The organism is Candidatus Paraluminiphilus aquimaris, from assembly GCF_026230195.1.
GTDB lineage: Bacteria > Pseudomonadota > Gammaproteobacteria > Pseudomonadales > Halieaceae > Luminiphilus > Luminiphilus aquimaris.
Map to the genome: position 1 here is coordinate 2,371,631 of NZ_CP036501.1, position 14,129 is coordinate 2,385,759.

The following is a 14,129-nucleotide window of genomic DNA, read 5'->3' on the forward strand; positions in this document are numbered from 1 at the left end:
ATCGGTTATCTAGCCTCGCGCCGCCTCGTCACGGAGCTCTCGTCGCAAGATTTTACCGACATTGGTTTTAGGTAGATCATCTTTGAACACTATGGACTTTGGCACTTTATACGCAGTAACTTGCTCTCGCATGTACGCGATGACGGCGTCCTCGGTGAGCGCGGGGTCAGACTTCACGACATACATGCGAATGCCCTCACCCGTCGCCTCAGATTCGATCCCTACGGCTGCACACTCAAGTACACCCGGATGCTTTGCACAAACATCTTCCAACTCATTGGGATAAACATTAAAGCCCGAGACGATAATCATGTCCTTGATACGATCTACAATCTTCACGTAGCCATCTGGCTGTATCACAGCAACGTCGCCCGTTGCGAACCAGCCCTCTTGATCAAGCACCTCAGCTGTCGCCTCTGGACGCTGCCAATAACCCTGCATGACTTGAGGACCTTTGATACAGAGTTCGCCCGCCTCGTCAAAACCGAGCGTCTCACCGGACTCACTCACCGTCTTCACATAGGTTTGCGGCACCGGTATGCCGATGGTGCCCAATTGGCGCCCATTACCCGGATTGCTTGTCGCGGTAGGTGATGTCTCGGTGAGCCCATAGCCCTCATACACATTACAGCCTGTCACCTCAGCCCAGCGCTCAGCCGCCGCCTGCGTCAACGCCATACCACCAGACATTGTCAGCTCAAGATTATTAAACGCTGTTTTTTGGAAACGCTCGTCATTGCACAGTGCAACAAACAGCGTGTTCAGCCCGCAAAACACGGTGGGCTGATATGTTTCAAAGGCATCAACCACCGAAGGCAAGTCTCGGGGGTTTGGAATAAACAAGGTGTGTGCACCCTTGCGCAGCGAATACATCGAAACAGTAAACGCGTAGATGTGATAAACCGGAAGCGGCTGCATGAAGACCGCACCTTCTGCCTCAATGCCGAAGGTTTCAAAAAAACCATCCAGTTGCATGACGTTTGCAACGATATTCCCGTGAGAGAGCATGGCGCCTTTGGCCACCCCCGTGGTGCCCCCTGTGTATTGCAGCATCGCAAGGTCGGTCAAAGCGATATCAACCGGTGTGTGTCTCCGGCGTGCACCCTTTTTAAGCACATCGTTAAACTTCACGACATTGGGTAAGACAACCTTCGGTACCATCTTCTTGATGTACTTCACCGCCGCATTCAACAACCAGCGCTTTGGCATGGGGTGCAAGTCAGCAATTTCCGTCAGGACAATTTTCTCTATGCCCGTCTTTGAGACCACATTTGCAGCTGTCTCTGCGACGTTCGCTTGCAGCACCAGTAATCGCGCACCTGAGTCATTTAGCTGATGTTCTAGTTCACGCTCTGTGTACAGCGGATTGGTATTCACAACGACCATTCCAGCCCGCAACGTTCCGAGACAGGCAACCAAATAATGCATCAAGTTTGGCATCTGAATCGCGACGCGATCACCCTGTGACAACCCTGAATCACTTTGAAGCCAACTTGCAAAATTAGCCGACAACGTATCCAGCTCCCGGTACGAGATACTGTGCCCAACGCTCGAGCAAGCAGGTAGATCGGGGTACCGTTGCATCGCGTCCTCAAACAACGCCACAATGGACGGGTAAGCTGTGACGTCGACGTCCCACTCAATTTTTAGGTCTTGGTATCGCGCGGCAATAGCGGCACTGACATCTGCTTGCATTCGGTTAACCCCGTTATTTTGGTTATGGTATTTTGAGGGCCGTTTAATTGGCCCGAAGCGAGGATCCCCCCATGGAAATCACCAACATTACGTTCGATGAACTCGCGATTGGAGATGGTATCGAAGTTAGCCGCTTAGTCACAGCAAGAGATGTCGAACTCTTTGCTGTAGTGTCGGGAGATCACAATCCGCTGCACCTTGACCCGGAGTACGGTGCCACGACGCCATTTGGAGAATGCATTGGCCACGGCATGCTGATTGGTGCTTTCGTCAGCGCCATGATTGGCATGGAGTTTATGGGGCCCGGAACCGTCTACCTTGGGCAGAACCTTGAATTCAGATCGCCGATATTTCTGGGTGATACGCTCACCCTGTCACTTACCGTAACTGACAAGCACGCGCGCAAACCGTGGGTCACTATGGCACTCAAAGTCACCAATCAGGACGGTAAAGAGGTATCTCGCGGCGAGTCCAAAGTCATCGCACCAACTGAGAAACAAACACTCACCGTTGTGCCACCCCCACCCGTCGAACTAGTTGATCACGACTCGCCTCGACTGGATGGCGCAATAAACTGATCAGCATCCATGTACATAAGGTCCATCAAGATCAGGGGCTCCCTTAACGACGGCGTCATTGTGCACATCAAGACATTGATGTCGCTTCCGTGCACAGTTGGCCCCCTGGCACCGATAAGTACCTTATTAGTGCCCTGTTCGTCTGGACCTCGCTCCTGATACGTTCTCAGCGCACCCTCCTCCTTCAAGATTTCAATCAAATCTTGAAGGATCGCAACAATACTGTCCCTAAATCGCGAGTAATTAAGGTCGCCGCGGTACTGGGAAACATCCAGAGTCATATTCAGCTGAACCGTTTCATCACCCTCAAATTCCAAGCGCGTGACGCCCACGGTCTCGCCCTCTTCGAGGCGACGAAACAGCCCTTTGGAGACCGTTCGGGTTGTTTCAATAAATGCCTTGTGCAACAAGTTGGCAGCCAAACTGCCCAACTGGTCGTATGTCATCGTAGAATTGCCAAAGGCCATGATCGCTCCCCAAAAACTGTGCTAGTACCGACTACTCCAAAATCGCCGACCCCGTCTCTCAACGTTATCCCTACAACATCGAGACCTAAGCGGCCCAGCGCTGATGCGAGAGCTTATCAGTATGATTGACCGTGGCAACCAAGATTGGCGACTTATGTCGCGCCCGACTTTAAATTTTGTGGACGGGACGCCCAGATCAGTCGACTTTGACGATGACTATTACTCGCCAACGAACGGACTCGCCGAGAGCAGCTACGTCTACATTGAAGGTGGTGAGATCGTTCCGCGCATAAAAGCGCTCAAGGCCGGTCAAACATTAACCATTGCGGAACTGGGCGTGGGCACCGCCCTCAACCTGGCGCTACTCTTGCAGGCTTGGTCGCTTTTTGCTCCGCCAGATGCACACTGCCATTATATTGGCATCGAAAAGTATCCACTTCGCCGAGCGCAGCTGGCCCAAGTCAATGCACAATGGGAGGCGCTCGGTGAAATCAACGAGGTCATCATGTCCCGTTGGCCGGCGCCGATTCCGGGCTGTCATCGCCGAAATTCGCTACTGCCGGGTTTCTCTGTCGACTTTTGGTGGGGTGATGCAACCGACGTTCTAAGCGACCTCTTGAGTTATCAACAAACATGGATTGATGTGTGGTTTCTGGACGGCTTTTCACCGGCACGCAATGAATCAATGTGGGGTGCGGCTGTTATCGATCGACTGATGCCGATTAGCAATCCTGAAGCGATTGTCACCACCTTCACGGCGGCAGGTCATGTCAGGCGCGCTTTGGAGCACAATGGATTTTCCGTAACTAAACGCACGGGGTTTGGGGGCAAGCGCGAATGTATGACCGCCACACGGTCAAGCCACCCCCCTCTCAAAGCGGCTCGTTTTGACACGGATTGGGACCAACCCAAACATTGCGCTTCACCGAAAAACTGCTTGGTTATCGGCGCCGGGCTCGCGGGATCTCATATCGCGAGAAAACTTGCGGAGGCCGGCTGCACGGTAACGGTTATAGAGCGCAATAGCCTGGCCTCTGGCGGGTCGAGTCAACCGCAAGGCGTGATCTATACCCGCCCCTCTCATAAGCATGGGAAGCTCGCAGATTTCTCTCTAGCCGCCTACTGTTTATCCACCGATCATCACCAGCAGTTATTCTCCCATCAGCAGCTTTGTGAGGGTGTCGACGGTGAGATGTCGGGCTATATCCAGTTGCGCGACGCTGACAAGCTTACTCTTTTGATATCGGCCTTCGCCGATGAAGACAGTCCAGTGAAATTTGTAACGCCGGACGAGGCGAGCCGAATTTCCGGTATACCACTTGATCGCGGTGGTATGTATTTTCCGGATTCAGGCTGGTTGAACCCCGCCGGCGTTTGTCGATCACTCATCAATCACCCCAAAATTACGCTTGTAGAGGGCGTTGGCGCGGTAAAGCCGCGTCAGTTAGATTCAGGGCTTTGGGCTGCCGAGAATCAGAAAGGGCAAACGATCGCGGCTGGGGATACGGTGATCCTTACGACTGCATGGCAGGCAACAGACAGTACCGAGTTGGACTTCTTGCCACTGCAGCCTATTCGGGGACAAACGACGCAGCTGTCCTCAAACGGCGTATTGGCCAGGATGCGTTGCACTGTTTGTCATGATGGTTACACCCCGCCTGCTCGAAGCGGGGAGCATTGTATCGGCGCAACCTATGGGCTCAACGAGACGACCTTAGAAGAGCGTGCAGACGATCATCGCTTGAATCTGTCGCAACTGGCGTCGAATATACCCTCCCTCAAAGGAGCCCTCAGCGAGACAGGAGCCCTCAGCGAGACAGGAGCACTCAGCGAGACAGGAGCCCTCAGCGAGACAGGAGCCCTCGACAAACAAAGGCTCAAAGGCATTGCCGCCGTTCGCTGCGCCACCAGTGACTATTTACCGATCGCCGGACCCGTACCCGATAAAATTGCGTTTAATCGAACCTTTGAGGGTTTGCGTCACGATCGGAAGCGGCACATTGACGCGCAGCAACCCAACATCGAAGGGCTATGGGTCTTTACAGGGCTGGGCTCTCGAGGGCTCACTTCAGCACCAATTCTGTCGGAGATGTTAGTGTCGATGATGTTCCAGCGACCGCCCCCACTACCGCGCTACTTGATGCAAGCGGTTTCACCCGCGCGCTTTCTGAGGCGCAACTTGATAAAGGGCGAGTGATGAAGCTAAAGATCCTCTCATTGCTCCTCACTCTTTTAACGTTGAGCACTCAGGGCGTTCAGGGCACGCCAGCATCGGAAGCCATCACCGTCTTTGATATTTCTGTCGTGGAAAGACGGCCGTATGACCGAGGCACTTTTACTCAGGGCCTACTAATTACCCCCAAAAACCTGTGGGTTAGCTCTGGCCTCTACGGACAGTCCTTTGTTCAGCGCGCTGATTGGCCAAGTGGCGAGAATAAGCGGCGATTGGACCTACCTGACAACCTCTTCGCAGAGGGAATCGCACACCATGAGGGTGAATTGTACGTCCTCACTTGGAGGTCGCGACAGATGCTCGTGCTAGATCCGGAGACACTCTCAGTAACAGCCACTCATAGACTGCCGGGAGAGGGCTGGGGCTTAACGAGCGATGGGACAAGTTTGTGGATGTCAGACGGAACATCGCGCATCCGCGAGTGGCGCGACGGTAAATTTCAGCGCACACTGGCGGTGACCTTGAGGGGCAAACCGCTCTCTAGACTGAATGAACTCGAGTGGATTGACGGCGAAATTTGGGCAAATGTCTGGATGACCGATCAGATCGTAACAATAGCCCCCACCTCAGGCAAAATCACCCGTATCATAGACCTGACAAATCTACTCCCGAAGAGTGAACGGGCAAGAAACACCGATGTGTTAAATGGTATCGCCCACGACCCCAAAGCAAATGCCACATGGGTAACCGGTAAACGATGGCCGTACATGTACCGTATAGAATTGCTAGAGCGTAAGTGACCTAGCAGCAACTAAATGACGACGCACTTGTAACTCAGTGCCTAAAGAGAAGTAGAAGGAATCCTATGAACGCCGTTGTAACTCCGTCGACGCACCCCGCTTTTGAACTCATTCGAACTGTCCCTATTGAATCGCTGGGGCTAGACGTTCATGAATATGTGCATCGCGCTACCGGTGCGCGGCATCTTCATATGGCCACCGATACCGACGAAAATGTCTTTATGGTGGCGTTGAAAACGGTCCCCGAAGACTCGACCGGCGTTGCTCATATCCTCGAACATACAGTGCTGTGTGGCAGTGAAAAATACCCAGTTCGTGACCCCTTTTTCATGATGCTGCGCCGATCGCTCAACACGTTCATGAATGCCTTTACCAGCTCCGATTGGACTGCCTACCCTTTTGCGACGCAAAACCCCAAAGACTTCGATAATCTTTTGTCGGTTTATCTCGATGCCGTCTTCTTCTCACGATTGGATCCGCTCGATTTTGCGCAGGAAGGCCATAGAGTCGAACTCGCCTCCGACGAGCCCGATGCACCGCTGGTTTTTAAGGGAGTGGTCTTCAACGAGATGAAAGGCGCTATGTCCTCGGTTTCATCGGTACTGTGGGATCGCCTTTGCTTCGAGCTTTTCCCAACAAATACCTATCACCACAACAGCGGGGGTGACCCTGAAGCGATCCCTGATCTTAGCTATGACGAATTGATGGCGTTTTACAAAGGGCACTATCACCCCAGTAACGCGATCCTTCTCACCTTTGGCAATTTGCCGGTCGCACAACATCACGATGCCTTTGAAAGTCGAGCACTAAACCGATTCGAGAAATCAAAAGAAGTCATTGAGGTACATCTTGAGCAATCGTTTGAGGCACCCAAGCGTGCGACGCATCGATATGCATTGGATGACAGCGATGCCGCGGATAAAACGCACCTTATTATGGGCTGGAAATTGGGTGAGAGCTCGGACTTAGACGCCATGCTCGAGGCTCAACTCCTCTCCTCAGTTCTCATGGAAAACAGCGCATCACCACTTATGCAATGGTTGGAAACAAACGACCTTGGGACGGCGCCGTCTCCACTTTGTGGCTTAGAAGAGTCGATGCGCGAAATGGTTCTCTGCTGCGGGATTGAAGGCAGCGAGGCAAGTCGCGCCGATCAATTCGAGGCAAGCGTTCTCGATGTCATCCGAAAAACCGCAAAAGAAGGGGTTTCTGAAGAGCGACTTGATGCAATCCTGCACCAAATCGAACTGCATCAGCGAGAAGTCACTGGCGACGGAATGCCCTACGGGCTCAACCTCATGCTCCGTGCATTAGGCGCGGCAACACACAACGGTGATGCCGTGGCAGCGCTTGATTTAAGCCCTGCGGTTGAGAAGTTGCGCCAAAAGATGCGGGCTCCCAATTTCATTCAAAGTCGTCTAACTGATTTGCTGCTTGAAAACCCGCACCGCGTCACACTTGTCGTCGCACCGGATGCTAATCTTGATCAAGAACGAAAAGATCGTGAGACATCCCGCCTAGCCACTATGCGAGCGTCACTCGATGAGGAGGCCATTAATACCATTCGCAAACTCGCGACTGACCTAGAGGCCCGACAGAACCAGATTGACGATGCCAGTATTTTGCCCAAAGTCGGCATTTCCGATATTCCTAAAGACGTCTCAGCGCCAACGCTCGAGAGACGCCCGTTAGGTAGCGGACGTACCCATTTTGTGGGAGCCAGCGGCACGAATGGGTTGGTTTATCAACAAGTTGCCATGGATTTACCGGCACTCACCGAAGCGCAGCAGGGAAGGCTTCCACTGCTTTGCGCACTCGCGACTGAAGTCGGTTTGGGTGGTTCCACCTACCTCGATGTCCAGGATCGACAGTCCTCCACGGTCGGCAGTTTGAGTCTCAGTGTTTCAACTCGGGCCTCACGCGAAGACGTCAACGAGGCCTTTGGCTATCTCGTTACCTCCTCCAAAGCACTGGCTAATCGGATACCTGATCAAGTCTCTCTCATGATGGACACGCTTATGCGAGCCTCTTTTGACGAGACGGACCGTATAAAGGAGCTCATTAGTCAAATGCGCGCCCGTCGCGATCAAAGTATTTCAGGTGCAGGCCACAGCCTTGCCATGACGGCCGCGAGTGCGGGCATGAGCCCCCTCGCGAGCCTTTATCAAAGTCAAAGCGGTCTTGCGGGCATTGCAAGCCTTCGCTCGCTAGACAATGCCCTCTCTGACTCAGCAGCACTTCGCGATCTCAGCACTGAACTTGCGGAACTCAGGGACCATTTATTGTCTTCTCCATCGGTCAATTTGCTGACGGTGAGCGACTCACAGAGTCTAGATCAGGCCGCTCAAGCCCTCATTGGTGCGGTCGCACCCCTTGCAAGAAGTGACAGAACATCGACTTGGACACCCGGTGAGAAGCAAGCCAGTACCAACCAGATTTGGGTCGCAAATACGCAAGTTAATTTCTGCGCGAAAGCGTATCCCACAGTTTCAAGTGGACACCCCGATGCGCCGGCACTAACCGTCCTCGGAGCCTACTTACGTAATGGCTTTTTGCATCGAGCCATTCGAGAACAAGGTGGAGCTTACGGCGGCGGTGCCAGTCACGATGCGAATGTTGGCGCGTTCCGATTCTTCTCATATCGTGATCCAAGAAACATTGGCACCCTCGCAGACTTTGATGCCTCGGTTGAGTGGTTACTGAGTTCGAAAGCAGATTCACATGCACTTGAGGAGGCTATCTTGAGTGTCGTTTCGAGCTTGGATAAACCGGCGTCTCCTGCGGGCGAGGTTAAAAAGGCGTTCTATGACGCCTTGTACATGCGAACCCTTGAGCAAAAGCGGGCGCTTCGTGAGGCGATCATTAATACCCGTCACGAAGATCTGTGCCGCGTTGCCGATACCTACCTCAAACCTGAGTTGGCATGCTCAGTTATTTTAACTGACGCCAAGTCCGCCGAAAGTGAGTCCCTGAGCAGTCTTGGCTGGCAGCATCATGATGTGAGCTGAGTCAGGGGGTTTTGCCACTAACGTAGAGAACAATGCCTTTAGGACCCTTGAGCCACAGGCGCGACCAGGTAGCGGGTCCAAGTTTCAGGTATCCCCGGGTCGGGTCGGCTAGGACCACTTTTGTGTCGCTCAACGATTGCACCACTGTAAAGTGGCCATTGCCCCCTAGATCAATCCAGGCCAGCAAAGGGTATTGAAGTCTTCGTAACTTAAGTGAGGTCACACGTTCTGTGCTGAGCGAGACACCATAGGCACGCGCCAAAGCCTGTAACTCACCGACTGAGTAACCGTCTCTGCTACGTCTGTTAGCACTGTCGTGATGCAGCAACGCGCCAGTTTGCTCCAACTGCGCAAGTGAAACGGGTGATTCTGAAAAGTAAGTCAACAACATGGCGAGCGACGCCAATCCGCAATTCGTCGACGTCGATTGCCGTATCAAAGGCACGTCGACAGGCACTTCAATGTTACCGAATTGAACCTCCTTGGCTAAACGCGCCTGACTCGATGATGGCGACGCCATCACGCAGAGTGTACTGAGCGCAAAAGCAATTGAGGCGGTTATTCGCGTCTTCGACTCTTGCACCCGGCCAGACCGATATGAAGTGCAAAGAGCGCCAACATGGCACTCCCCCACGCAAGCGTATTATTGGAATCTGTCTCGAGGCTTGTATACGTCATGGCAATAGCTGCCCAGGTAACAAGGGGTCCAGAAATTTCGACAAAGAACAGCCGACGCGCTTTTACTTCTCTAAGGTGCTCAGCTCGCATCCTTTGAAGTCGATCGCTAGCAGACAATATGACACCTCCTTAGAATTTAGGACTTCGTTCTAGGTCGCTAAGAGCCGCCCTAGGGCGGCAAGATAAGGGTTAAGGGTTCACTAACCTCGTCGGGTCGAGGGAACGTAGACACCGTAAAAATAGGCCTGAAGCGCCAAATCAACTGCAACCACGCCTAAAATAACGGGCCATACCTCGCCTCGAATTTCAGAAACATCGGTATCGAGCATGATCGATTTTGTTATCTCGCCCGGAAGCGAAAGGTTGTTATTCACAAGCGCATCTGGGGGCGCTGCGACCGCAGACAATGACATCGTCATTGATATTGCGAGAACCGCTATCGTTTTTATTCGCTGCATTTTGACCCTCCTTGGTCATCCATAAACACACCCCGACTTGGGGGATAAAGAGGGTCTCAAAAACGCAAGGTTAGGTAGAAGGCTACAGGGGCTCAAAACTCAACGATAGATTTTAAGATAGATCATGATCGATCACTGACGTCTCAGTATGGGTCGCAACGAAGGAACACGGCTGACGTTTGGCTCGACAGAGACAGGCTTATTCAGCGACCGCGAGCTTAAGCACCTGTCCGTAGCCGGTCACGTTGGTAAGTCCATCGAGGCACCCCTTAGATCTTAGCAGTGCACGAAGCTTGGGTAGGTTGTAACACGGCACCCCTGCCATAAAGTGATGCTCCAAATGAAAGTTCACGTTATTTGGCGCTACCAAGAAGCGCTGCCAAAGCGGCGCCTCGACTGTTCGTGTATTCATCCTCACGTCCGGATCGAGGGAATCGGGAACCACGGCGTGCTCGCCCACCTGACGAAGCCTTACCACCCACATGTAAGATGTCAAAAACACGCCCATCCAAACAAACCATGTCCATCCCACACCTAAAGCTAAGAGAATCGATGCAAAGACGAAATGCACGAACAGTTGCTTAGCCAATAAATTTTTCGTGCCCACCGTCTCCTTGCTCATTTGACTGCCAGCACCGCTCGCCAAGGTAATCAGTAACTTCAAGCCCGTTTGACCTGTTAGGTCGCGCCTCCATTTTCGATAAAGACTGCGTTTATTTATTGGGTACGCACCATAATTTGGCAGATCAGGGTCCTCACGTGTACCCGCGAAGCGATGATGTGAGGCGTGCCCTCTCGCGTAAGATTCAAGATCACCAAGCGTTGGAAGCGCACAAAGCCACTGGCCCACCCAGGCGTTAAGCGATTTCGTCTTAAAGAGGCTGCCATGGCCTGCTTCATGCATTAATACCGCGAGGCTGAGTTGCCTTCCCGGGAGCACGATCCAGGCTAAAAGCAATGTGAAAACGCTTGGAAAGTACCCCACGAGCATGAGGATGCCAAAAATGAGTGTCCAAGCGCCCAAGACATGTATCCACGCCTGTACATCGCTTCGCTGCAAGAGCAATTCTCGCTCCTCTACTGTTAGAACATCACCTGGCTTCATTTGCTCCTCATCTCTCTTTGAAGTGCTCTTTTTGAAGTGCTCTTTTTGAAGGGCTCTCTTACTCACACCAGCAGACCTCAGTTGCGACTCCAGTATAAGCGATGCAGCCAACCTACCCGTCCTGATCTTCCATCCTCAGGCGAAGTACACCGTGTGCAGCATAACGAGTATGCCAACCGAGTACGTCACTGCGATGGGCAGGCCAAATCTGAGATAGTCTCCGCGTGTATAGCTCCCTAAGTTTTGTACGATCAAGTTAGTCGCGTAGCCGTAGGGCGTAAGAAAAGAGCCGCTTGCGGCAAATGCCACGGCCAGCGCAAATGGCATCACATCGACTCCCGCCGCGTCGGCAAACGCATACGCAATAGGGAACATCAGCGCCGCCGCCGCGTTGTTGGTGACTAACTCAGTCAGTAGCAAGGTAATGAGAAACACACCTACAAGCCCAAGAAAAGACGAACTACCGCTCAAAACAGGCAACACTGAACTCACTAACATCTCAATGAGTTGACTCTCGATCATTGCATCGGCCAGCACCAGGGCGGAGGACACTAAGATCCAAATATCAAAGGGAAAACGTCGTCTTAAGTCATCTACACTCACTACATCTGCCGCCCAAAAACCCGTCAGCAAGAGCAATAGCCCCAGCGAGAGCGGCGCAGCACCGGTTGCGGCGAGTACAATAACCGCCAATAACGCCGCGGTAGCCAAAAGCCCTGACGCCGGGTTCATCAAACGAACATCGACACGGTCGGATAAAACAATAAAGTTTCGGCTTAAGTTCTTGCGATCAGCAAAATCATCACCGGTAGCGAGCACCAATAAGTCACCGGCCTTTAGCGGCAGCTCACCCAGCCTGCCCGGCACGTGCTGTCCATCCCGCTGGAGTGCCACGATCGCGGCATTAAACCTCGCGCGAAAACCCAGCGATTTAGCGGTTCGTCCATTGAGAACCGAGCCTGGCGCAATCAGCACTTCAGTCAACTCGCTCTGCATCAGACCTTCACGCTTCGCAAAAGTACTAAGACCTGATATCTGGTCGAGTCTTGCCACGTCCGAAACATCGCCAGTGAATACCAAGCGATCCTCAGGAAGGAGTGTCTCTGTCGGTGATACGGGCGTTATCGTTCGGCCGTCGCGCAGAATTTCAGCCAGGTACAGGGTCTCCAACGCTCTGAGTCCAGCTGTTTCAACGCTCTTTCCGACCAAAACGCCGTCAGAATCTACCTCAGCTTCTAAGGTGTATTCCTTATCCGCACCCTCAAGGTTCTCCCGGATAGGTAAACGTCTCGATAAAAGCACCAACAAACACCCGACCACTAAGACAACGGGGCCGGAAACACCAAAAAAATCACCAAAACTCAGGCCGGTACCACGCTGGTCCTCGAGAAAGCTGCTCACAATCAGATTGGTAGAGGTACCTATAAGCGTGAGAGTGCCACCTAGGATAGCCGCGTAAGAGAGTGGCAGCAGTAACCGCGAGGGGACATGATGTTCACTTCGGCGTAAAACATGCGCAAGGCTCGCTACAACTGCCGTATTGTTGAGCAGTGCAGACATGGGCACTGTCACGGCAACGATACGAGCCGTCGCCACGGATAACCGAGGCGAATCAATCATTCGAGACAACATACCCAGCCAAGGAAGCCGTTCTAGAGCGACTGCACACAGCATGAGCAACAGTAGCGTGACCAACCCTGCATTGGTGGTCTTTGCCCAAAAAGTATCGACGGTCACCATGCCTGTAACGAGGCAGAACAGTGCCGCCATCAAGAACAAAATTGTCGCGCTGACGCGGGACAATACAAGTGCGCTGATCAAGCTAGCCAACGTCAAGCCAGCGAGCCATAAGTCCATGACGCCCCCCAACAATAAAAATGGTCATCACCAAAACACCCTGAGATACGCTGCCATTTGGCGCTCGTGCGCGGGTCCGACTCGCGCTAAAGTAACACATCAGTTGCACATAATAGGAATCAAACATGCTTGGCTACGTGACCCTTGGCACTTCGAACTTGGCGGCTGCAATAAACTTTTACACCGCATTAACTGCGGAGATGGGCTGGAAAAAGCTAATGGGAACGGACCGTATCGTCTTCTTTGGCTCGTCAATGGAACAGGCTGCTCTGGCGATCTGCACGCCCTACGACGAGCAAGCACCAACGGCAGGAAATGGCGTCATGGTGGCATTTCACGGGGGTAGTCCAGAGGGCGTCGATGCATTGTATTCAAAGGCTATTGAACTTGGCGCCACCTGCGACGGAGAGCCCGGTGAGCGCGTCCCCGGCGTTTTTTATGGTGCTTATGTAAGAGATGCCGAAGGCAATAAGTTATGTTTCTGCCACTTCACGCTGTAATAACCGGGTGGCGTAGAGTTCGCGGGCTGGGTCGCCCAGCCCGAGGGTTAGCCGAGTCGCCACTCAAAATCCTCGGCACTCGCCATGAGTTGATCGACTGCTGAGCCGATGCAGTTTGCTTCGACCATATGAGCTGCATACCACGTATGAAAACAGCGAATTCTGCCTGGTTCTTTAATACCCCCGATACCTCGATCTGATAGCGCTGACATCATGCCGCGATCCGTTAGCAGTGTCCGCTCTGCTTCGCTCAGAAAAGTCTCTCGCAGGCGTTTGTGAGCCTCGTGCGCCAGCTCCATTTGCTCCTGCAATGTCGCACTGTTATCAACATCTCTCTGAAGCCTCGCAATCCAGCCCGCCGCCTCAAGTCGATCGATCTTCAGTGAGATGTCGGCGTCAATGAGCCAAAATAGGGTCGGGAATGGTTTCCCGTCGACAACCGAACTCACCCTTATGACGGCTGGTTCGCCCTGTGCATTGAAGGCGGACACGTCGCAGAATCCCCTAGGCTCTCGCCCCAGTCGCTCGGTGACAAAGTCGCGCCACTGCGCTACACGCGATTCTTTCTGCTCAGATATTTGCATGCGCGAACCCTAGCACAAAATGCAATTGACTCGGACAGATCATGGGCGTAATGTCCGCCGCTTAGGTGCCTACAGGTGGAAACGCCCGGGTAGGTTAAAAGGGAAGTCTGGATGAGCCAGCGCTGCCCCCGCAACGGTAATTGTATTGTTATGACAGTACAGAGCCCGATACCTGCCTAAGCAATACAAACCCGTGGCGCGGTGGGCTCCAGCAGGGAGATTCCGC

13 protein-coding genes and 1 riboswitch are annotated in these 14,129 nt (G+C 53.0%); of the genes, 5 read left to right on the forward strand and 8 right to left on the reverse strand.

From position 1 onward, the window contains the following. Positions 1–9: 9 nt before the first annotated feature. Complete coding sequence (locus tag E0F26_RS10890) at positions 10–1,695, reverse strand: AMP-binding protein (protein WP_279241684.1); 1,686 nt, start codon at positions 1,693–1,695, stop codon at positions 10–12. Between the two features lie 71 nt (positions 1,696–1,766). Here E0F26_RS10890 and E0F26_RS10895 point away from each other — a divergent pair, with 71 nt between their 5' ends. Further along, on the forward strand, positions 1,767–2,273 hold the full coding sequence (locus E0F26_RS10895; RefSeq protein ID WP_279241685.1) for a MaoC/PaaZ C-terminal domain-containing protein: 507 nt from the start codon (positions 1,767–1,769) through the stop codon (positions 2,271–2,273). Here E0F26_RS10895 and E0F26_RS10900 read toward each other — a convergent pair. Beyond that, positions 2,237–2,740 carry a hypothetical protein gene (locus E0F26_RS10900; RefSeq protein WP_279241686.1) on the reverse strand — a complete coding sequence of 168 codons (504 nt, stop codon included), beginning with the start codon at positions 2,738–2,740 and terminating at the stop codon, positions 2,237–2,239. The two genes, E0F26_RS10895 and E0F26_RS10900, sit on opposite strands and share 37 nt — an antisense overlap. A 121-nt stretch (positions 2,741–2,861) precedes the next feature. Between E0F26_RS10900 and mnmC1 the strand changes: the two genes are divergently transcribed. The 3 genes from mnmC1 to E0F26_RS10915 all read left to right on the forward strand — a co-directional run bounded on the left by mnmC1 (position 2,862) and on the right by E0F26_RS10915 (position 8,721). Further along, complete coding sequence (gene mnmC1 / locus E0F26_RS10905) at positions 2,862–4,937, forward strand: FAD-dependent 5-carboxymethylaminomethyl-2-thiouridine(34) oxidoreductase MnmC1 (protein WP_279241687.1); 2,076 nt, start codon at positions 2,862–2,864, stop codon at positions 4,935–4,937. Further along, on the forward strand, positions 4,937–5,713 hold the full coding sequence (locus tag E0F26_RS10910) for a glutaminyl-peptide cyclotransferase (protein WP_279241688.1): 777 nt from the start codon (positions 4,937–4,939) through the stop codon (positions 5,711–5,713). The genes mnmC1 and E0F26_RS10910 overlap by 1 nt, the downstream gene beginning before the upstream one ends. Before the next feature lie 65 nt (positions 5,714–5,778). Beyond that, a complete protein-coding gene (locus E0F26_RS10915) occupies positions 5,779–8,721 on the forward strand; it encodes an insulinase family protein (RefSeq protein ID WP_279241689.1) in 2,943 nt (980 codons plus the stop codon). 1 nt (position 8,722) lies between these two features. Here E0F26_RS10915 and E0F26_RS10920 read toward each other — a convergent pair whose 3' ends face one another. From E0F26_RS10920 to E0F26_RS10940, 5 genes are all read right to left on the reverse strand, one after another. Beyond that, entirely contained in the window at positions 8,723–9,304 is a 582-nt protein-coding gene (locus E0F26_RS10920; RefSeq protein WP_279241690.1) for a cysteine peptidase family C39 domain-containing protein, read from the reverse strand. Continuing rightward, positions 9,280–9,516: a hypothetical protein gene (locus E0F26_RS10925; protein WP_279241691.1), complete on the reverse strand. Its 237-nt coding sequence runs from the start codon at positions 9,514–9,516 to the stop codon at positions 9,280–9,282. The genes E0F26_RS10920 and E0F26_RS10925 overlap by 25 nt, the downstream gene beginning before the upstream one ends. 83 nt (positions 9,517–9,599) lie before the next feature. After that, positions 9,600–9,857, reverse strand: a complete 258-nt coding sequence (locus tag E0F26_RS10930) for a hypothetical protein (RefSeq protein ID WP_279241692.1) — start codon at positions 9,855–9,857, stop codon at positions 9,600–9,602. Between the two features lie 199 nt (positions 9,858–10,056). Further along, complete coding sequence (locus E0F26_RS10935; protein WP_279241693.1) at positions 10,057–11,028, reverse strand: fatty acid desaturase family protein; 972 nt, start codon at positions 11,026–11,028, stop codon at positions 10,057–10,059. A gap of 69 nt (positions 11,029–11,097) precedes the next feature. Next, a complete protein-coding gene (locus E0F26_RS10940) occupies positions 11,098–12,819 on the reverse strand; it encodes an SLC13 family permease (protein WP_279241694.1) in 1,722 nt (573 codons plus the stop codon). Positions 12,820–12,944: 125 nt separating this feature from the next. Between E0F26_RS10940 and E0F26_RS10945 the strand changes: the two genes are divergently transcribed. Further along, positions 12,945–13,319 carry a VOC family protein gene (locus tag E0F26_RS10945; protein WP_279241695.1) on the forward strand — a complete coding sequence of 125 codons (375 nt, stop codon included), beginning with the start codon at positions 12,945–12,947 and terminating at the stop codon, positions 13,317–13,319. A gap of 47 nt (positions 13,320–13,366) precedes the next feature. Here E0F26_RS10945 and E0F26_RS10950 read toward each other — a convergent pair whose 3' ends face one another. Beyond that, complete coding sequence (locus E0F26_RS10950) at positions 13,367–13,903, reverse strand: DUF501 domain-containing protein (RefSeq protein WP_279241696.1); 537 nt, start codon at positions 13,901–13,903, stop codon at positions 13,367–13,369. A 46-nt stretch (positions 13,904–13,949) separates the two neighbouring features. Continuing rightward, positions 13,950–14,097, forward strand: a riboswitch (cobalamin riboswitch). Positions 14,098–14,129 lie beyond the last annotated feature (32 nt).

Excerpts from the sequence above, each read along its gene's own strand:
- E0F26_RS10895 (WP_279241685.1), top strand. The coding sequence starts at position 1,767 with ATGGAAATCACCAACATTACGTTCGATGAACTCGCGATTGGAGATGGT.
- E0F26_RS10910 (WP_279241688.1), top strand. The coding sequence starts at position 4,937 with ATGAAGCTAAAGATCCTCTCATTGCTCCTCACTCTTTTAACGTTGAGC.
- E0F26_RS10930 (WP_279241692.1), bottom strand. The coding sequence starts at position 9,857 with ATGCAGCGAATAAAAACGATAGCGGTTCTCGCAATATCAATGACGATG.
- E0F26_RS10950 (WP_279241696.1), bottom strand. The coding sequence starts at position 13,903 with ATGCAAATATCTGAGCAGAAAGAATCGCGTGTAGCGCAGTGGCGCGAC.
- E0F26_RS10945 (WP_279241695.1), top strand. The coding sequence starts at position 12,945 with ATGCTTGGCTACGTGACCCTTGGCACTTCGAACTTGGCGGCTGCAATA.
- mnmC1 (WP_279241687.1), top strand. The coding sequence starts at position 2,862 with ATGATTGACCGTGGCAACCAAGATTGGCGACTTATGTCGCGCCCGACT.
- E0F26_RS10915 (WP_279241689.1), top strand. The coding sequence starts at position 5,779 with ATGAACGCCGTTGTAACTCCGTCGACGCACCCCGCTTTTGAACTCATT.
- E0F26_RS10900 (WP_279241686.1), bottom strand. The coding sequence starts at position 2,740 with ATGGCCTTTGGCAATTCTACGATGACATACGACCAGTTGGGCAGTTTG.
- E0F26_RS10890 (WP_279241684.1), bottom strand. The coding sequence starts at position 1,695 with ATGCAAGCAGATGTCAGTGCCGCTATTGCCGCGCGATACCAAGACCTA.
- E0F26_RS10940 (WP_279241694.1), bottom strand. The coding sequence starts at position 12,819 with ATGGACTTATGGCTCGCTGGCTTGACGTTGGCTAGCTTGATCAGCGCA.